15 protein-coding genes are annotated in these 19,061 nt (G+C 69.7%); 4 read left to right on the top strand and 11 right to left on the bottom strand.

Annotation, left to right across the window (positions count from 1 at the left end):
- Positions 1 to 743: 743 nt before the first annotated feature.
- The 8 genes from VF665_RS12800 to VF665_RS12765 form a co-directional block, all read right to left on the bottom strand.
- A complete protein-coding gene (locus VF665_RS12800; protein WP_331053818.1) occupies positions 744 to 1,346 on the bottom strand; it encodes a hypothetical protein in 603 nt (200 codons plus the stop codon).
- A gap of 90 nt (positions 1,347 to 1,436) precedes the next feature.
- Positions 1,437 to 3,155, bottom strand: a complete 1,719-nt coding sequence (locus tag VF665_RS12795; RefSeq protein ID WP_331053817.1) for a fibronectin type III domain-containing protein — start codon at positions 3,153 to 3,155, stop codon at positions 1,437 to 1,439.
- Between the two features lie 379 nt (positions 3,156 to 3,534).
- Complete coding sequence (locus VF665_RS12790; RefSeq protein WP_331053816.1) at positions 3,535 to 6,294, bottom strand: TonB-dependent receptor; 2,760 nt, start codon at positions 6,292 to 6,294, stop codon at positions 3,535 to 3,537.
- A gap of 280 nt (positions 6,295 to 6,574) precedes the next feature.
- Positions 6,575 to 7,657: a porin gene (locus VF665_RS12785; protein WP_331053815.1), complete on the bottom strand. Its 1,083-nt coding sequence runs from the start codon at positions 7,655 to 7,657 to the stop codon at positions 6,575 to 6,577.
- A 141-nt stretch (positions 7,658 to 7,798) separates the two neighbouring features.
- Positions 7,799 to 9,613 carry a sensor histidine kinase gene (locus VF665_RS12780; RefSeq protein ID WP_331053814.1) on the bottom strand — a complete coding sequence of 605 codons (1,815 nt, stop codon included), beginning with the start codon at positions 9,611 to 9,613 and terminating at the stop codon, positions 7,799 to 7,801.
- 747 nt (positions 9,614 to 10,360) lie between these two features.
- On the bottom strand, positions 10,361 to 11,062 hold the full coding sequence (locus tag VF665_RS12775; RefSeq protein ID WP_331053813.1) for a response regulator transcription factor: 702 nt from the start codon (positions 11,060 to 11,062) through the stop codon (positions 10,361 to 10,363).
- 306 nt (positions 11,063 to 11,368) lie between these two features.
- Positions 11,369 to 11,995: a hypothetical protein gene (locus VF665_RS12770; RefSeq protein ID WP_331053812.1), complete on the bottom strand. Its 627-nt coding sequence runs from the start codon at positions 11,993 to 11,995 to the stop codon at positions 11,369 to 11,371.
- Positions 11,996 to 12,147: 152 nt separating this feature from the next.
- Positions 12,148 to 13,281: a VLRF1 family aeRF1-type release factor gene (locus VF665_RS12765; RefSeq protein ID WP_331053811.1), complete on the bottom strand. Its 1,134-nt coding sequence runs from the start codon at positions 13,279 to 13,281 to the stop codon at positions 12,148 to 12,150.
- 263 nt (positions 13,282 to 13,544) lie between these two features.
- On the opposite strand from VF665_RS12765, the gene VF665_RS12760 reads away from it, so the two are divergent.
- The 4 genes from VF665_RS12760 (at position 13,545) to VF665_RS12745 (ending at position 16,118) form a co-directional block, all read left to right on the top strand.
- Positions 13,545 to 14,093 carry a thioredoxin family protein gene (locus VF665_RS12760; RefSeq protein WP_331053810.1) on the top strand — a complete coding sequence of 183 codons (549 nt, stop codon included), beginning with the start codon at positions 13,545 to 13,547 and terminating at the stop codon, positions 14,091 to 14,093.
- A 270-nt stretch (positions 14,094 to 14,363) separates the two neighbouring features.
- On the top strand, positions 14,364 to 14,810 hold the full coding sequence (locus tag VF665_RS12755; RefSeq protein WP_331053809.1) for a peroxiredoxin: 447 nt from the start codon (positions 14,364 to 14,366) through the stop codon (positions 14,808 to 14,810).
- Positions 14,800 to 15,468, top strand: coding sequence for an MBL fold metallo-hydrolase (locus tag VF665_RS12750; protein ID WP_331053808.1), 669 nt, complete (start codon positions 14,800 to 14,802; stop codon positions 15,466 to 15,468). The genes VF665_RS12755 and VF665_RS12750 overlap by 11 nt, the downstream gene beginning before the upstream one ends.
- On the top strand, positions 15,465 to 16,118 hold the full coding sequence (locus VF665_RS12745; protein ID WP_331053807.1) for a hypothetical protein: 654 nt from the start codon (positions 15,465 to 15,467) through the stop codon (positions 16,116 to 16,118). The genes VF665_RS12750 and VF665_RS12745 overlap by 4 nt, the downstream gene beginning before the upstream one ends.
- Positions 16,119 to 16,208: 90 nt before the next feature.
- Here VF665_RS12745 and VF665_RS12740 read toward each other — a convergent pair whose 3' ends face one another.
- The 3 genes from VF665_RS12740 to VF665_RS12730 form a co-directional block, all read right to left on the bottom strand.
- A complete protein-coding gene (locus VF665_RS12740) occupies positions 16,209 to 16,586 on the bottom strand; it encodes a hypothetical protein (RefSeq protein ID WP_331053806.1) in 378 nt (125 codons plus the stop codon).
- A gap of 152 nt (positions 16,587 to 16,738) precedes the next feature.
- Positions 16,739 to 17,473 carry a hypothetical protein gene (locus tag VF665_RS12735; RefSeq protein ID WP_331053805.1) on the bottom strand — a complete coding sequence of 245 codons (735 nt, stop codon included), beginning with the start codon at positions 17,471 to 17,473 and terminating at the stop codon, positions 16,739 to 16,741.
- Between the two features lie 26 nt (positions 17,474 to 17,499).
- Positions 17,500 to 18,837 (bottom strand): hypothetical protein, encoded by a 1,338-nt coding sequence (locus VF665_RS12730; protein ID WP_331053804.1) that lies wholly within the window; start codon positions 18,835 to 18,837, stop codon positions 17,500 to 17,502.
- Between the last annotated feature and the right edge of the window lie 224 nt (positions 18,838 to 19,061).

The following is a 19,061-nucleotide window of genomic DNA, read 5'->3' as shown; positions in this document are numbered from 1 at the left end:
CGTGCCGGGCGGTTCGCTCAGCGCTCGCTGGGAACGAAGCCCGTTTCGTCGCGGTCGGGGCAGACGAACAGGTCGTCTTCGGAAAGCCCGGCGCACGGGGCGGCTGCGTGCTGCATTTTGGATATCCTGCGTGCTGCGTGGAAACTGGGTCGATGGCCTGCGGATCAGGATGCGCGGGCGGCGTCTCTTCGCGCCCACGGCTTTGCAACGAACCAGCAGATGATTGTCGTCATGATGGCAACCGCCGGGCCACGCGCGCGGCAGAGCGCACTCGGCCGGCTTTCAGGACGGCCCCCACCCGGGCCGGCACCACCGGCCCACCCTCCCCCAAAACAGACTGGGGGAGGGTTGTTGGGGCGCGATCGGGGCGAGCATCAGGGATCGGCGCCGCCGCGGACTGTCCTGAGCGGATGAATCCGCCGCTCCAGAATCGGTAAGCCCCGACACGGCGCTATAGGCGCGCCGTTCGGGGCTTCAACTGCATTACAGACTCAGGTTCCGGTGTGATTATGAATCTCCCTTCTCCGCGCGGCAGTTTGCGCGGGGAGGGGACGGGGGAGGGGCGCCGTTGGTGTGTGCCCCCTCTCCCACATCTGTTCGTGGGAGAGGGTGGACGCGTCTCAGCGCGGCCGGGTGAGGGCCATAGCCGGCGATCCGCACCGGCCTCATCTCGCACCTCCGCCTTGCTGCGCCCACGTTGTTCCTATCCCTATTCCCTATTCCTTATTCCCTATTCCCTGCCGTTACAGATCGTTCGCGTACGAGACGAACTTGTACGCGCCGCCGTGCTCCCAGATGCCGCCGAAGAGGGGCACGGGCGCGGTCTCGCCCATCACGCGGACGGTGCATGCGCTCCACACGCGGTCCGCGCCCTGCCGCGCCTCACGCGCGCATGACCAGCCCTCCGCGCGCACCGCGGACGACCCGCCGAAGTGCTCCATCAATCGGGGGAAGCCTCGCTCGCTCTGCTGGCTCAGCTGCAGCCACATGATCTCCGGCGGCAGCTCGTACGGCGGAAGCGACTGCGGCGAGCCGGCATAGAAGAAGTGCGCAAACTCCCCCTGGTCCATCACCATCGCCGCGAGCGCCGCGGTGTCGCTCCGCGCTACGGCCGCGGCAAAGCGTGCCACCAGCGAGTCCGCCGAAGGCGCGGGGGCGCCGCGCAGGCCCGCGGGCGCGGGGCCGCTCTCCGCCTGGTAGCGGCGGATGCTCTCGTCGCGGGGACGAGCGCTGTCCACCACCACGGGCGCGGCTTCGGGGGCGGTGTCCGCGTCCGCCGTTCCGCAGGCGGCCAGGGCGAGCAGGGCGGGGAGCAGAAGGCGAATTCGGGGCGCGATCGTCATCATCTACAGAAAGCGTGGATCGGTGAAACGGAGCGGGCGGCGGGAACCGTGAGGTCCCCGCCGCCGCGCGTGCGAGCAGTCAACCCGCGCCGCTTACTTGAGCGCGTAGTTGGTCCAGCCCTGCCACCACTTGGGGCCGTTGGGGTCCGCCGCGCCGCGGTACGAGGTCGCCGTCAGCGTGCCGCCGAAGTAGTTGGCCACCCGGCCCTCGATGCGCGTTCCCGCAAAGCTGGCCATGCCGCCCGTGGCCAGCGCCGAGCCGCCCGCGGGGGAAAAGTCCAGCGCCGCCGCGCTCGCCGCCGTGCCGCTGGCCGGCACCGCGGTGAACAGCCCCGCGAAGGAGGCGGCCGCCGCGTTGCCGTACGCCGGGTCGCTCAGCGCGGCGCCGAAGTTGGCGCCCCCCGCCTCGAAGTTGCTCCCGTTCCCCGCCAGCAGAACGTTGCGCACCATCAGGCTGTCGGCCAGGCGCAGGTCGTTGCTGGCCGCGTCGCGCAGCGAAATGCCCACGCCCGGCCAGCGGGCGATCACGCCGTTCACCAGCGTGCCGGCGGTGCCGCGGCGCATCACCGCGCCGTTGCCGTCCGTCTGCGCGAACACGCCCGGCCCGGGGCCGATCACGGTGAAGTTGGCAAACACCGGCGCGCTGAACGGCTGATTGGCGTAGGTGCAGCCGGCCTTGTCGTTCTCGCAGCCGTCGCCCTCAAAGCCGCGCGGGTCGCTGGATACGCTTCCGGCACCCTCGCGCGGGCGCAGCACGGTGTCCTGCACCGCGATCAGGAACTGGTTGCGGCCGCGGTAGCCTTCCGTCCAGTCGAAGTGGTCGTCGCCCGACTCGTACGACACCAGGTAGCGGCCGTCCACCGAGCCGCCGAACCACTCAAAGGAGTCGTCCAGCCCGCTCATGGCCTGCACGTACTCGATCTTCGTTCCCCGGCCCACGGCGTACATGGACAGGCTGTTGAGCTCCTGGCCGCTGCCGCCGGAGACGTCGTAGCCGGCGAACTCGATGCGGACGTAGCGCAGCGAGCCGCTGTTGTCGTTGAAGCTGGCCGCGGCGGGGTTGCCGCCCGGGTTGCTGTAGTCTTCGCGGGCGCCCTGCGGGCCCTCGGTGTAGATGGGCGTGGCGGTGCGGTTGATGGGCGCGCTGCCCACGATGATGAGGCCGCCCCAGTCGCCCGGCTTGCGGTTGCCCGCGCTGCGCCAGGAGGTAAAGACGATGGGGTTGGCGGCGGTGCCCTCGGCGATGATGCGCGAGCCGCGCAGGATCCAGAGCGAGCTGCCGGCCGCGTTGGCGGCGGTGTCGCCCACGATCTTCGTCCCCGGCTGGATGGTGAGGGTGGCCGCGTTGGTCACCTTCACGTAGCCGCTCAGGATGTACAGCGTGTCGGCGTACAGCGTGGTGTTGCTGCTGATAAAGCCCGACAGCACGCGCTGCCTGGGCGGCGCGGCGGCGGTAATGACCTTCATCTCCGCACTGTACGTGCTGCTGCGGCCGTCGCGCACGGCCCGGACGCGGTAGGTGTACTCCACGCCGGCGCTCAGCCCGTTGTCGTCAAAGAAGGTGCCGGTGACGCCGGTAGCCACGTTGGCGAAGGTGGTGCCGTTGGCCGCGCGGTCCACGTCGTAGCTGTCGACGCCCTCGGCCAGGTTCCAGCTCACCCGCACGGACGTGGGCGAGGCCACGGTCACGGTGACTCCGGTGGGCGGATCGGGCTGGTCGGAGCCGGTGCTGTTGCTGTCGCACGCGCCCGCGGAGCCGGCGACCAGCATGGCCGCCGCGAGCGCGAGCAGCTTCCGAGCGTTGAATTTCATCGTCCCTGAAAGTCGAGGATGAGGTTTGGAACGCGCCCGAACGCGGGCGGGCCTGCAGACCACGCGATGAATGTCTCCCCCGGTTGCTGCGGCCCCGCCGCGCTCCGGTCACGCGATTGTCACGGCTGAACGGCAACTTCGGTCTCTAACAGAGGCACAGAGACACAGAGGAGAACCGCACGCGATGAACACCAACAGAATCCAGAAGTCCCTGGATCCCCGCCGGTGCCGCCCGGGTGGCAATTCCTCGTTATTTTGATCTGTCTCTGTGCCTCTGTGTCTCTGTGTGAGATTTCTGTTTCCGTGACGGAGCGGAACGAACAGCGGGGCACCCGGATCGCGTCCGGGTGCCCCGTTGTCCATCATCCAGCCGGAAAGATCAGGGGTTCCAGCTGATGCCGAAGCCCACGGTGCGGCCGGTGCGGTAGCGCAGCCGCGTCACCTCGCCCTGCTTCCATTCCACCGGTGCGTCCAGCAGGTTTTCCGCGTCCACCTTGAGCGACACGCCGCCGCGTAGCGGGGTGCGCAGGGAGAAGTCCAGCATCTGGCGCGGCTGCTCGTACGGATCGTCCAGCAGCGGCGTGAGCGCGGCGGCCACCAGGCGCTTGCCCACGACGTTGTACAGCAGCGTCGCGCTCGTGGCGCCGCGCTCGCCGCGGGTGTACGAAAGGCCCGCGTTGATGACGTACGGCGCCTGCCCCACCATGGCCCGGTCGTCGCGCGTGGCGGCGCTGCGCGGGTCGTTGCCGGTGCTGATGCGGCTCTTCATTAGCGTGGCGTTCAGCGACACGGCAAACGGCTCCAGCGCGGAAACGAGGTCGCCCAGCGCGGTGCGGGCCTCCAGCTCCACCCCGTAGTTGAGCGCGCTTTCGGCGTTGGTGTACGACAGCTGGTTGCCGCCCGAGGTGGCGATCTCGATCTGCTCGATGGGGTTGCGGAAGCGCTTGGCGAACACGCCCAGGCTCAGCACCTCGCCGCTGCCCGGGTACATCTCCCAGCGCAGATCGTAGTTCTGGATCAGCGCGCGCACCAGGCCGGCGTTGCCCACCACTTCCTGGTTGTTCACCAGGTCGCGGTAGCTGATCTCCGCCAACTCGCGGTACTCCGGGCGTGACAGAGTCTGCGACACCGAGAGCCGCAGGTTCTGCACGTCGCTCAGGCGTGCGTTCAGCGCCAGCGAGGGGAGCACGTCGGTGTTGCGGCGGCTCACCGGCACCCGCTCGCCGTCCGTGCGCTCCGCGTCCACGTCCAGGTCCCACCGCTCCACCCGCGCGCCGCCCACCAGGCTCAGGGCGCCGCTCACCGGCATTTCCACCATCGCGTAGCCCGCCGCCACCTGCTCATCCGCGCCGTACGAGCCGCCGTTGGTGGTGGGGGCGATGATGATGTAGGCGTCGCTCCCCTGAAAGTACCGGCCGTCGAAGATCTCTTCCGGCGAGGCGGCGCGCTGCTCTACCGTCAGGCGCGCGGTGTTGCTCATGTTGTACGACCGGGCGCTGGCGCTGCGCTCCACACGCCGGCCGAGCCCGCCGAAGCGCAGGGTGCCGCCCAGTGCCGGCATGCGCAGGTCCAGCGTGCCGCTGCGGGCCGTCTCGTCCAGCTCGCTGAAGGTGCGGCGCGCGCCGTCGGGCAGGTAGCCCAGCCACGCCATCGGCAGGGTGCCGCCGGCCGGGTTCTGCTCTTGGCCGTACAACAGGTCCACGCGGTCCGGCTCGTCACGCGTCACGCGGGAGGCGGTGCCGGCCCACTCCACCGTGGCGCCCAGGAGCTGGTGCGTGCCGCGAAGCTGGTTGCTCAGCACCGAGCGCTCGGTGTAGCGCAGGGAGGTGCGCTGCACGTTGTCGATGTTGCTGAACTGCTCCAGCGTGCCCACGCCAACGTAGGCGTCGTTGTCCGCCGAGCGGTTGTACGAGTTGTTCAGCTCGATCTTGTGGTCGGCGCCGCCCAGAAAGGTGCTCAGGTTCAGCATGCCGCCCCACAGCACGCTGTTTACGCCGCTGCTGCCCTGAAAGGCGTCGTACGTGCGGGCGCGGAAGTCCGGGTTGGCCACGGCGCGGGCGCGGGTCTCGTCCAGCCGCACCTCCTGGCTGCGCGAGTACGTGGCCGAGCCCACGTAGCCGATCCGCTGCCCCAGCAGCGCGTCCTCGCCACCCAGCGACAGGCTGGCGGAGCCGTTGGGAAGCCCGTCGGCGGTGGTGGGCGCCCACTGGTTGCGGAAGGAGCGGCCCACCTGGTTCATGGACTGCTGCGTCAGGCCGCGAAAGTCGCCCGCGGCGCGCACCAGGCCGGGAAGGCTGCGCCCGCCGGCCGCGGTGCCGAACCACTCATTGCCCGCGCCGGGGACGGCTTGCACGCTGCTGCCGGTGGCGCTCTGCACCAGCCCGCCGCCCAGCGACAGCGTCAGCGTGCGCCGCGCGGGAAAGCTGCGGGTGCGCAGGTTCACCGACGCGCCGCTGAAGTCGCCCGGCTGGTCCGGCGTAAACGTCTTGCTGGTGGTGATGGATTCCAGCAGCGACGAGGGGAACAGGTCCAGCGGCACCACGCGCTTTTCCGGCTCGGGGCTGGGGATGCGCGCGCCGTTCAGCGACGTGGTCGTGTACCGCTCGCCCAGGCCGCGGACGACGACGAACTTGCCCTCGCTCACGGTGACGCCGCTCACGCGCTGCACCGCCTGCGCGGCGTCGCTGTCCGGCGACCGGGCGATCTGCTCGCTGGTGGTGCTGTTGACCACGCCGGTGGAGGTGCGCTGCTCGTCGAGTGCCCGGTTCACGGTCCCCGCCTCGCGCACGGCGGTTACGGTGATGCCGGTGAGGCTGAGCGTGGAGGCGTTCAGCGAGATGTCCAGGTCGGCCGCGGCGCCGGGGGCCACGTTCACGCCGGTGACCGACTTGGGCGAAAAGCCCAGGTGGCTGGCGCCGACCGTGTGCACGCCCGCGGGGACGCCGGCCAGGGTGTAGCGCCCGTCCACGCCGGCGGTGGCCCGCAGCGTGGTGCCGCCGACGCTCACCTGCGCGCCCGCGATGCCGCGCCCGGTGCCGCCGTCGATCACGCGGCCCACGATGCGGCCGCTGTTCTGCGCGGCCGCGGGGGCGGCGATGCCCAGGAGGGCCGCAAACGCAACCGCGAGAGCGGCGCGCACGCGGCTCTCGCGGGGAGAACGGGGTCGGTGAGAACGTCTCACGAAGGGCTCCGTCACTGATTCAGGGGTTCGTCCATGCGCCCGGTCAGGCACGCCACGAACTTCCCCCTTCACCATCACGCCGGCGTCCGTCCTCCGTCGCGATCCGGTCACGATCCCGGTACGTGGTCCGTTACTCCGTCCACGGATGAACCGCGTCTCTCACGGGAGGCTGCGGAGCGGCACGGAGGTCACGGTACGGGAGGACGACGGCGGAAAGCACGCGCGACCGCCGTCCGCCTCAGAACGCGACCTGAAAGAGCATCTTGAAGCTCTGCGCGCGATCGCCCTCCCGCGGCGACCAGATGTCGTAGTTGATGGCGACGCGGTTCAGCCCGCCCAGCCACAGGTTCACGCCGGGAGTGATGAGGGTGCCGCCGTGCGGGCCGGCGCGGTCGGCCATGTCGTTGCCGGTGTCCGGGTCGCCGTAGCTCACGCGTACGAGGGGCTCGATGGCCGACAGGCGGCGGGAAAAGCGCGACGTGCGGTAGCTCAGCCATCCCTGCGCGCCCCCGAACCGCGCCCCGCTGAACGGATCGAAGTCGCCCGTCACCGCCTCCACCAGCAGGTGCGGGCCGCCGGCGTCGGTGCCCAGCTCCACGTCCGCCTCCCACGCGTCCCCCCGCCGCACGCGCGCGTCGCCCGCCGCCGAGTCGCGCACAGCGAAGTCGCGGGCGGACCAGGACACGTTCATCCGCACCTTTGCCGCCGGCGCCGCGCCGATCCGCGCGACCACCTGCCCCGTGTTCTCCCGCGGAAAGTCCGTGCGTGCCGGGCCGTTGAACCATCCCGCCGCGTAGGAGAGGCCCAGCGGCGCGTCCTTGAACTCGCCGCGCACCTGCACCCCCAGGTCGCGCTCGCTGTAGCCCAGTTCGCTCACCAGGGCGTACTCGTCGTACGCGCCGGACACGCCGCGGATGCGCAGGCCGCGCTCCGCCGGGACCATGCGGTTGCTGCTCAGCTGGGTGATGGCGCTGAACGGCCGGTGCGCCTGCCCCGCCCAGATGTTGAAGGCGGGGTCGATGGTCAGCCGCACGTAGGCGTCCCGCAGCGACACGCGGCTCCCCGCGAACTCGGGCTGAATGCGGCCGGTGACCAGGTCGTTGATCCGCATGGTCGCCTCCAGCCGCACCCGCCGCAGCACCATCTCGGCCTGCGGCGCGTCCTCCTCCGACGTCGTGTTGAACAGGGCGTGCACCCGCCCGTTCAGCGTGAGGCGGGACGAATCGGGTCCGGCGATGGAGAACCCCTGCGCGGCGCACGCGCGGGCGAGCGCGGCGGACAGGAGGAGCGCGGAAAGCAGGCTGCGGAAGGAACCGGGCATGAGAGGGCGTCGCGCGCGTCGTGGGTGAATCCCGCCTTCCGGGCGGGCCCCGGACGCGCCGATCTTACCTCGAACGCGCGACACGCGCATCTCCGGAGCGTCACATCCGTGTAACGTGTAACGGCGGCGTCGCGCCTGGTGTCACGGATTGATCCCGGGAGCGAACGCATCCGCGTCCGCGGTGGCGGCGTCCATCTCTTCCGGAGCGGGGAGGGTAAAGCGGATGGTGGCGCCGCGGCCCAGCTCGCTTTCCGCCTCCACCGATCCGCCGTGGCCCTCCACCAGGTGCCGGACGATGGCCAGTCCCAGCCCCGTGCCGCCGTCCTCGCGCGACCGCGCCGTGTCCGCGCGGTAGAAGCGCTCAAAGATGCGCGGCAGGTGCGCGGAGGGAATGCCCGTGCCGTGGTCGCGCACGGCGATCTGCACCCACCCGTCCCCCGCGCGGTCCGCCGTCGCCGGCGTGCGGCTGGCGACGCCGCGGGCCAGCAGCTCGATCGTTCCGCCTTGCGGGCTGTATCGCAGCGCGTTGCCGAACAGGTTGGTGAACACCTGCCGTAGCGCGCTGGGGTCCGCGTACACGAACTCGCATTCCGCGGGCACCTGCGCCGCCAGGGTGACGTTGCGCTGCCGCGCCGACTCGTCCAGCGCCGCCCACGCCTCGCCGGCAATCTCGGTGATGGAGATGATCTCCGGCTGCACGCGCCAGCCACCCGTTTCGATGCGGGACAGGTCCAGCAGGTCGTCGATGATGCGCTGCAGCCGGTCGGCGTTGTCCTTGACCGTCCGCGTGAACTGCTCGCGCAGGGCGGGGGGCAGCCCCGGATCCAGCAGCGTTTCGGCGAAGCCGCGGATAGCGGTGAGGGGCGTCTTGAGCTCGTGCGAGGCGTTCGCCACAAAGTCGCGGCGCACGTCCTCCAGCCGCCGCAGCTCCGACACGTCCAGGAACACCATCACCGCGCCGCCGGTGGGAAGGGGCTGCGCGGTCGCCAGCAGGTTGCGGCCGTCCTGCGTCAGTTCGGTCGGTAAGACGGGGGCGCCATCCAGCGCGCGCTTCACCAGTTCCTGGAACGCCTGCCGCCGCGCCACCTCGTGCGGAGACAGGCCGCGCGGGTCCGCGGGCAGCGTGAACAGGCGCTGCGCGGCGGGGTTGGCGCGCTGCACGTGCCCGCGCGCGTCCACGGCGATCACCCCTTCCGACATGCCGTCGATGAGCGCCTGCATTTCCGCGCGCTCCCCCTCCAGCTGCCCCAGCCGGCGCTGCAGCTCCGCGGCCAGGGTGTCGAGTGCATCCGCCAGTTCGCCCAGCTCGTCGCGCTGGTCGCGGCGCGCGCGGCGGGTGAGGTCGCCGGCGGCCATGGCGCGCGCCACCCCCGCGATCTGCCGCAGGGGATAGGTGACGGCGATGCTGAAGCCGAGCGAAAGCAGCCCGGTGAGCACCAGGGCGATGAACCCCACGCCAAAGATGCCGCGCTGCACCCGGGCCACCGTCTGCTTGACCTCGTGCAGCGGCACGGCGAGGCGGATGATGTGGGCGTCGCGGGTGCGGACGGCCATGTACAGGTGCTCGATGCCCACGGAGTGGCTCATCCGCACGGCGCGTCCCGTTCCGCCGGCCAGCGCGGCGGCCACCTCGGCGCGCTGGCGGTGGTTTTCCAGCCCGGGAAGCTGGTCGGGCCGCAGGTCCGAGTCGCCGCGGACCGTCCCATCCAGGTCGATGAGGGTGACGCGCCGGCCGGAGATGGAGCCCAGCCAGTCCGCGATGGCGTCCGGGTCGGCGGTGCGCCGCGTGTCGTACAGCGCGTTGGACAGCCGGAGTTCGCGCGCCAGGTCGCGGGCCAGCATGTCCGTGAGGTGGCGGCGCAGCAGCTGCCCGACGCCCACGGTAAGCACCAACACCACCACCGCGATGATGGTGAGGTAGGTGAGGAAGAGCTTCTGGTCCGCGCGGAGACGCATGGGGAGGGGAAGTGCGGAGTGCGGAGTGCGGAGTGCGGAAGTACGAAAGTACGAAAGTACCAAAGTACGAAAGTACCAAAGTACGAAAGTACCAAAGTACGAAAGTACCAAAGTACGAAAGTACCAAAGTACGAAACTGCACGGAGCGACTGAAGTCGCCGCAACAACGGCTGAAAGCCTCACGGTACTGCTGTGAGGCTGGCGTGCGAAGACCTCAGCCCCGGTGTGGACGGTCTCCTCTCCGCGCGTCTGTTTGCGCGGGGAGGGCCGGGGGTGGAGCGAGGCCCGCCGCACGCGCCGATCTCCGCCGCCGCGCCGAACGGCTCCCCCTCTCCCGCGGAGCGGGTGGAGGGGGTGGGGGGGAGGGGGCCTCCGTCGCCGCACCGGCACCGTCCGAAGTGCGCCGTCGTTGCCGCCGCCCGGGAGGGGCCGGGGGTGGGGCCGGCGAGATCCGCCGCACGCGCCGGCCTCCGCCACTCGTGCCGATCTGGGGTGTGCCCCCTCTCCCACATCTGTTCGTGGGAGAGGGTGGCGAGCCTAAGCGAGACGGGTGAGGGCCCCAGCCTCGGACGCGCACCACACTCCGGTTACCCGGCCTGAGCACTCGGCACTGGGCACTGGGCACTGGGCACCTGAAACTCCGCACTCAGCACTCCGCACTCCGCACTTCCGTTCCCCCAAACAAACATCGCTGCGCCGAAAACCCTCCGGCGCAGCGACGAATCTACCGTGTCCCGGGCGGCGCCGTCAGCGCGGGGGCTCGTTGCGGAAGCGGTACCCGAACCCGCGCACCGTCTCAATCCAGTCCGCCTCGTCCCCCAGCTTGCTGCGCAGCCGCTGCACGTGCATGTCCACCGTGCGCGTGGCAATGTTGGCCGTGACCTCCCACACCGCCTCCAGCAGCTGCCGGCGGCTCTGCACCCGGCCGCGGCGCTCCATGAGCGTCATCAGCAGGCGGTACTCGGTGGGGGTCAGGTCCAGGTCGCGCCCTTCCACCTGGGCCCGCGCGGCGCCGCTGTCTACGTTGAACGGCCCCACGCGCACCACCTTGCCGCCCTTGACCACCGGCGGTGCCTGCTGCACCCGCCGCAGCACGGCGCCCACGCGCAGGATCAGCTCCTGCGGCGAGAACGGCTTGGCCACGTAGTCGTCGGCGCCCAGCCGCAGCCCGGCGATGCGGTCCTGCTCCTCCTTGCGCGCCGTGAGCAGAATCACGGGGATGTCCAGCGTTTCCGGGCGGCGGCGCAGTTCCTCCAGCACCGCCAAGCCCGACATGCCGGGGAGCATGAGGTCCAGAACGATCAGGTCGGGGCGCTCCACCTCCGTGGCGCGAATGGCCTCCGGCCCGCTGGACGCGGTGCGCACCCGGTACGACTCGCGCGCGAGGTGGTAGGCCACCAGCGCGGAAATGTCCGGCTCGTCATCCACCACCAGGATGTGTGCGGGCATGCGGGTCGGGGTTTCGGAGGACGAGCCGCGGGCCCCGATCAGCCCGGTGAACGGGCTGGCTGCCTGCAGTTGTCCGGAAGGGCTCGACAAGGTTTCACCTCGACGGGAGCAGGATGCGTCTGGGTTGCTCCCGTGAGTATGGACGGCACCTGTAACGTCGCGGTAACGGCACCGATACGGAAGTGGCGCGATGCACGGCCCGCCTCCGGTCCGCCCCCCGCGCCACCCATCCCCCCGCCTCGATCAGTTCACTTTCGTACTATCGTACTTGCGTTCCCCGCACTCCGCACTCCGCACTTCCTCCCCCTACGCCCCGCCCTCCGAATTCGCCAGATAATTCCCCAGCACCCGGTTGGTCGCGTTCAGCACCGCGAGCGCGGCGGAGCGGTAGCCGTCCGTGGTCGCCAGCGACGCGCCGACGAGCGGCACGCCGCCCTCCGTGCGCAGCAGCACCACGATCAGCTCCGTATCAAAGGCGCGAAAGGTCTTGATGCCCACCAACGAGAACTGCACGCGCCCCTGAAGGATGGCTTCCAGCGTGCGCAGGGTGGCGGCGGCTGCGTGGCGCAGCTCCAGCGCGGGGCCGCTCTCGCCCTCCACCGCGTCCTCGAACGTCTGGCCCGCCCACTCCAGCGTCACCTTGGCCAGCGCCCGGCCCACGTTGGGCTTGGTGAGGTACGCGGCCACGAACCGCACCCGCTTGCGCGTTTCGGTCTGCGGCAGAAAGGCCAGGTGCAGCTCCGCGTCCGCGGCGTGGCCGGCGCGGGCCAGCACGGCGCGCGCCTGCATTTCCGCGGGGCAGTCGGCGCGCTCGCAGATCAGGTACACGCGGAACGGGTCGGCGTCCACGATGGCGCGGCGCACGCCGTCCAGCGCTTCCAGTTCGGTGCGCAGGCGCTCAGCGGCGGCCGCGTCCATGGCGAGTGGGGGCATGGGAGTCGGAAAGAACTCGGAAATCTGCGGGGGGACGCGCGAACGTAGAGGCGCGAGCGGGGCGGTGTCAAGAACAGGTGTATTCCGAATACGGCGCGAGGGGCCCGGAAGGCGTGCTTCCGGGCCCCTCGCGCCTCATCCGTCCGGGGCGGTCAGTAGCGCAGCAGCGCCGCCGCCCCGCGCAGGTCGCCCAGCTCGCCCGGCTCAGTGAACTGGATCTCGGAGCCCTGCTGCTGCGCCAGGCGCACCATCTCCTCCATCACGTCCACCGGCTCCAGCGTCTCGTTGCCGTCGTACAGGCAGCGCTTCATGGCCTGCACGAACACAAAGCCGCACTGGGTGCAGCGCACGCCCTGGTGCTCGCCGTCGCGCGTGACCACCAGCGTGTCCACCTTGCCCTCCTGCAGCGCGGTGAGCGTCGCCTGCATCCCCGCCGTGGCCAGGTAGTCGTGCGCGGCCCGGTCGCGCACCTGGGCCAGCACCTCGCCGTCGTGGCGCTCGTGCTCGGCGCGCAGCAGCGGCTCCAGCCGCTCCATGACCGCCGAGGCGGGCGCGTCCACCGGCGCGGGGCCCGTGTACACGATCTTGCTGCTCACGTGCTCCGGCAGGTACTCGCGAAAGCGCCCCACGTTCTCTTCCGTGCCCAGCAGCACCAGGTGCGTGGGCTGGTAGCGGTTCACGAAGCGGTCCACCTCTTCGGAGAAATCCTTGAAGAAGTGCTTCATCTCCTCGCGCTTGCGCCGCTGAAAGCGCATCTGCGAGTAGCCGCCCGCCTTGACGTTGCTGGCCGTGGGCAGCGGATCGCCGCGGAACTCCACCTCGTCCAGCAGCGTGCCCAGGTACACGGACAGAATGCGGACGTGCTCGCGGTCCAGCAGGATCACGCCGTAGTGCTCGTACGCCGTCAGCACCTGCGCCAGCGGGGTCACCATGGGGCGGTCGCTCACCACCATGCGGTTCTGCACCGAGATGGGAAACTGCAGCGCCTCGAACCAGTCGCCGCCCACTTCGGCGTAGATCACCACGCCGCGGTTGGCCTCCTGGTAGTTGTTGGCGATCCAGTCGTGAATGCGCTCGAACAGCCCGCCGTAGCCCGCTTCTTCGCCGTTGCCCGTGCCGATGGTGGTGTTCTGCAGTTCCGCGAATTCCGCGCGCTTCTGGTTCAGGAACACGCCATGGTTGCGCTTGTTGTTGCTGTCCACCGACATGTCGAGGAACAGCGAAAGAACTGGCAGGTCGCCGTTCTGGCGATGGATGAGCCGTTCCAGGTCCGCTCTGCTGATCATGGATTGCACCGTTGATGAGTTCCTGAAGGCGCGGGCGCTGCAGCCGCCGCGAGCGCCGCGGCGTTTTGCAAGAACGTTGCCGGGGATGGTGCCTGCCGCGCGGCCGCGCCGTGTGTTCCGCGGGCGACCCGCCCGGCGCGCGCGGGGTACTTCAGTGAGAGAGAATCTTGCGTTCCCGTGCCCCGCGGGTTGACGGGTTCGCTGCGCTGGATCAGCCCGCGCCGGCATACAGCCGGCGCGACCGCACTGCAGGAGTGGGATTGATGACGGACATATCGGCCGGCCCGGATCTGTGGGCCTACTGGGAGGGTGCGTTTTCGTGGGATGACTATCTGAACCGCGAGGTGCAGAAGAACGCGGAACTGTGGAAGTCGCTGTACCAGCGCGCCAGCGTTCCGGTGGACGCGGTGCAGCGCGCGGCCGAAATCGGCGGCTCGTGGCGCATCCTGGTGATCAGCGAAGACTGGTGCGGGGACGCCTTCAACACCGTTCCCGTCATGGCGCGGCTGGCGGAGGCGGTGCCCGGCATTGAGCTGCGCGTGGTGAAGCGCGATGAGAACCTGGAGTTGATGGATGCGTTCCTGACCAACGGGTCGCGCTCCATTCCCGTCGCCATCGTGCTGCGGCACGATGATACGGTGGCCGGACACTGGGGGCCGCGCCCGCCGGAGCTGCAGACGTTCGTGCTGGCGGAAAAGCGGAAGGGCGAGCGGCCGGTGGACGACATCTACCGCGACGTGCGCACCTGGTACGCCCGCGACAAGGGGCACACCACCGTCCGGCAGATCCTGGACATCCTGGCCGCCGGCTGATCCGGCCGCGGGCGCAGGGTCGATTTCCTCCGACGTGCGGTCCGGGGCGGCGCAGACTGGCGCGGCGCTCCGGGCCGTACGTTCGTCATCGCGTGTGCGAGGCTGCTCGTCGCAGGCGGAAAAGGGTCGCTGGACCGCGCGATGGTTCCAGGCGGATGCAGGGCCGGAGCCGTGGTGCCGGTGGATCACGCGCATCCCACGTTGCTGCCTTGGCGCCGCCGCGCCATCTTCCGTGCTACGAAGCGGTGAACGACCACAAGGGAGGGACGGATGGCCGAAGGGCTGCTGCAGGTGGGGACTCAGGCGCCGGCGTGGGAGGCGCAGACCTCCGACGGCGCGCGCGCGTCGCTGGCCGACTTTCGCGGCGCGCAGGCCGTGCTGCTGATGTTCTATCCGCAGGACGACACGCCGGGCTGCACCAAGCAGATGTGCACCGCGCGCGACGAGAGCGCCGAGTACGCGGCGGCCGGCGTGGCCCGCTTCGGCGTCAATCCGGGCGACCAGGCAAGCCACCGGGGCTTCGTGGACAAGTACACGCTGGACTTTCCGCTCCTGGTGGATGAGGGGTCCGCCATCGCCGCCGCATACGGCGTGCTGCGCGACGACGGCTACACGGGGCGCGCCACGTACCTCATCGACCGCGACGGAACCATCGTCTACGCGCAGGCCGGCGCGCACGGGGCGGCCGAGGTGCTGGAGGCGCTCCGTGGCCGGTGAGCGCGGAGAGGTGACCGTCCGCTCGTTCACCGGCGGCGCATTCGCGCAGAACACCTATCTGCTCGCGTGCGCGGGCACCCACGAGGGAATTCTGGTGGACCCCGGCGCCGCGACGGGCGAAGCGCTGGCCGCCGCCCGCGCGGCGGGGATCACCATCGGCCAGATTGTGCTGACCCACGCGCACATCGACCATGTGGAGGGGCTCGCCCTGGCAAAGAAGGAGACGGGCGCACCCATCCTGCTCCATCCCGCGGACCGGCAGCTGTACGAGAACGCGCCGGTGCAGGCGCAGTGGTTCGGGCTGCGCATGGACCCGCTTCCGCCGGTGGATGGGGAACTCGCGCACGGCGGCACGGTGAGCTTCGGCGAGTGCACGATGTCCGTCCGCTTTGCGCCGGGGCATGCGCCGGGGCACGTGATTCTGGTGGGCGATGGCGTCGCGGTGGTGGGCGACGTGATCTTCGCGGGCTCCATCGGCCGCACGGACCTTCCCGGCGGTGACCTGGACACGCTGATGGAAAGCATTCGCCAGCAGGTGCTTACGCTGCCGGACGAGACGACGCTGCACACCGGCCACGGCGGCGACACCACCGTGGGCCACGAGCGCCGCACCAACCCGTTCGTGAACGGCGTGTACGGCGGCGGCGGGTTCGCGTGAAGCGGCTTGTGGCGGGATGGGGATGGATGGCGCTCGCCGCCGCGCTGCTGCTGGCGCCCGCCGCCGCACGTGCACAGACGGCGGCGCCGGACAGCGTGCGCGCCGGCTCGGCAAGGGCGGATTCCCTGCGGGTGGACTCCGTCGATGTACGCGTGGGGCCGGTGGTGGTGGATTCCGCCGCGCAGGCGCGGCTTCGCGCGTACACGGGCGACCTGGCGGACCCGCTGGTGGCCGCGCAGGCGCTCGCGCTGGGGCTGTACGACCACGCGCGCACGCAGCCGGAGGAGTGGGGCGGGGGCGCGGACGCCCTGGGCAAGCGCGTGCTGTCGCGTGCGGGCGGGCACGTGGTGACGCAGTCCGTTCGCCACGGCATGGCGGCGGTGCTCAACCGCTCCACCGAGTACCGCGTCTGCGGCTGCGCCGAGCCGGAGCGCCGCGCCGCGCACGCGCTCTTCGAAACGTTCACGGACTACGACGCGCAGGGCCGGGCACGCGTTTCCACGCCGTTCCTGGCCGGCACGTACGCCGGTGCGCTCGCCCCGCTGCTGTGGCATCCGGATGCGGACGCCGCGCGGGCGCTGCAGTCCGGCACGCTCGCCCTCGTTTTCGCCGTCGCCGGCAACGTCGTCCGCGAACTGCTGGAGCCGTAGCGCAAAACGTTCGTCATCAACACAGAAGCCTCGAACGCGGATCATCCACGCTCGGGGCTTCTCGTCATCCGGCGCTTGGGAAACGATCGCTCAGCGCGTCCCGCCGTCCGCATCCGCCGCGTCGAACGGCGGCCGCAGCCAGGACGCCGTGACTTCCCGCGCACGGCCGCGTCCCGCGCCCGCGACTTCGCGTTCCGGGGAGGCCCGGAGTTGCGCCATGACTGCGTTCGCCCGTGCGAGCCATGCGTGGGGAACGCCCCGCGGAGCCGCGTGGCCGCGGATGACGATGCGGCTGTCCCGCAGCATGGGGAGTGACGACTCGCCCGCGCTCTTGACCAGCATGGTGACCGCGAGCGCGAGCCGGTCCGCCTGCGCGTCCCCGGCCCGCAGCACCACGACATCTCCGCCCGTGCGCCGGCGCAGCAGCACGGCGCTGATGTCCGCCCCACCCAGGCTGTCGACGAGCATGATCGTGATCGGGTGCTCGCGGACCACGGCCGCATTCTGCTCCCGTTGCGCGTGCCCGGGGCGCGGCAGGACGAGCGCGAGACACACGGCGGCGACGCGGATCGCCCGTGTCCATGTGGGCATGGGACCGTTCGGTGCCGATGGTGACCGGATCATTGATCCTCCTCTTCTTCCGCCACGCACGTGACAACTTCGAAGTTGGGATCGGCGCTTCGGGAGCACCGGAAGCGGATGCCGAACATTTCTTCTACCCAGGTTTCGTCCACCGGCTGGCCGTCCGCTCCTCCACTCCCGCCACCCGTGGTGTCTCCGTCGCATGGGGTGTAGGGATTGGGCGAAACCCAGGAGTCCTGCGTGTAGTCGAGATCCTCTTCGCACGTACCTCCCCCGCTCCCCGTGCAGGCGGGCTGGAGGGCGCTGGCCTCGCTGGTCGATCTGACCGACATCAACTCGACGTACCCGCCCGTAAACGGGATGGCCTGTGCCGCACCATGCTCCGTGTAAACAACAGCATGGTGCCCGCAGGTGCTCGCAGCGAGATACCGCAGCACACTGCCCATGGCACGCCAATTACCAAGAATATATGCCTGGGGATCCGTGAAGGTGCGTTGGCCCACCATGGAGTAGTTGCGCGTTACGTTGATGTTCAGTGTCTGCCAGGCCCGGTTCCCGAAGTAATCCATACGAGCGTAGCCGACGGCCGTTCGACCCTCCCATTGCATGTGGGACTTTTCTTTGAGGATCTGTACCGGCGGCAGCGATTCGTCGCGGCGGATTGGTGTGCCCTCAGCGGTGCGGGGGGATGGCCGGGGGAGCGTCGCACTGTCAGTACATCCCGCCAGCAGCAGTGCGCCGGCTGACAAGGCGAACAGGACGGTGCTTCGCATGGCAGTTCTCTCCCTTGTTGAATGGTTCAGCGTGCGCATTCCACCTGAAACCGCAGCAGCACCGTGGTGACATGTAATTCTGTGGTGTTGTAGACGCCGCCGACCACCACGTACTCACCGTTTCCTGTACGCACGGATGCGATGTCCGTCACGAACGGAGTAGGAAGGTGATGAAGCAGGTTTCCGGCGGCATCCACGAACCGGATCTGCGACATCTCACCGGGCCGGTCCTCGTGCGGCATGATCCAGAGATCCGAATGTGAGTTCCACGGCAACGCGAACACGTCGGCCCAGACACTGGTTGCAGGTTCCACCGTCACCACCGGCTCATTCTTCTCGGCCACGTTGCCGCTCATCGCAAATGCCCGCCAGGATGCTCTCCCAGCGGGAGCGGTCATCCAACTCAGGGAGCCGCTCCCATCCGCACGGAACAGGAGGGATGGGCGCTGTACTCCCTGTTCCTCTCCCGGAATCACGCGGCGGGTACGTTCCCACTCTCCCCGGCGCTGCCAGATGAACAGGGTGTTGCCGCTGCTCCCGGGCGTGTACGGATCCGATTCCACGCTCGCCATGACGAGCCCGGAGACCGGGGAATAGCCCGGAGCCGCCCACATGCCGAACCGGGTCACGAGAGATTCATACGCCCACCGCCCATCCCTCCGCTCAAAGATGATCGTACGCCGGAAATCGTTCGGAACCTGGGCGATGACCGCGACCGCGAGGGTGTCCCCGGTGCGCGCCATGGGCGAAAGATCGGCGGACATGATCCAGCCCTCAGGGTGCGGAAGAGTGTCGAGCATGGTCAGTTCGGCACCGCGAACGATCCCGGACCAGAGACGGCGACTGTTCCTGGGCTTGAAATCGGGCGGAAGTTCGTCCGACTCGAGCCTTTCGGCGTAAACCACGGTCCAGGAGCCATCAGTATTGGGCGCCACGCGAACTTCTCCGAGCAGCCGATTGCCGATGGGTGCGTGCACCAGGCGCGGCATTCCCTGCGGGCTGATCACTACGCCCACGACGCTGTCCATGACCACGGGCTTCCAGACCCCGGCCGAATCCCGGTCCATGAGTGCGTTGTAGTCGCTGGCAAGGAACAACTCGCCCGCGGCGTTCGCCTCCAACGATTGCGGGCCCACATACAGCCGGCGCCTGCCCAGCATCAGAGAATCGCGCCCCACCTCGCGAACGGTGCATCGGCCCGCATCCTCGCTGGCCGTGATTGTCGCGGCGGAAGAGGATGCCTGGGCCGAGCCGTTCGCGGTAAAGGCGAGGCAGCAGAAAAACGCGACCGCGGCGGCGGACCAAAGGCGGGGGAGAGGCACGAGACTCGAGGAGGAGCGAGGTGAGACGGCGGACACCGTCATGTCTGCAAAGGGACGCATGTGGCGTGCCGAGATTGTCCCGGAGAGAGCGGCGGGGCGCGTCTCTGATGCAAGGAGCCGCTAGGCCCACAGTAAGCGTGATCTGAGCCTGCGGGAGGAGAAAAAGAAACCGGAAAGACTTATCTTGCTTGGCGTAGGTGGGATTCTGCCAGGAATCACTTTCGCCGCCCAAGATCAGCCTTTCCGGTGAAGAGAATATCGCACGC

The sequence above is a fragment of the Longimicrobium sp. genome (assembly GCF_036387355.1).
Classification (GTDB): Bacteria; Gemmatimonadota; Gemmatimonadetes; order Longimicrobiales; family Longimicrobiaceae; genus Longimicrobium.
This window is presented reverse-complemented; position numbering and strand designations above follow the sequence as displayed.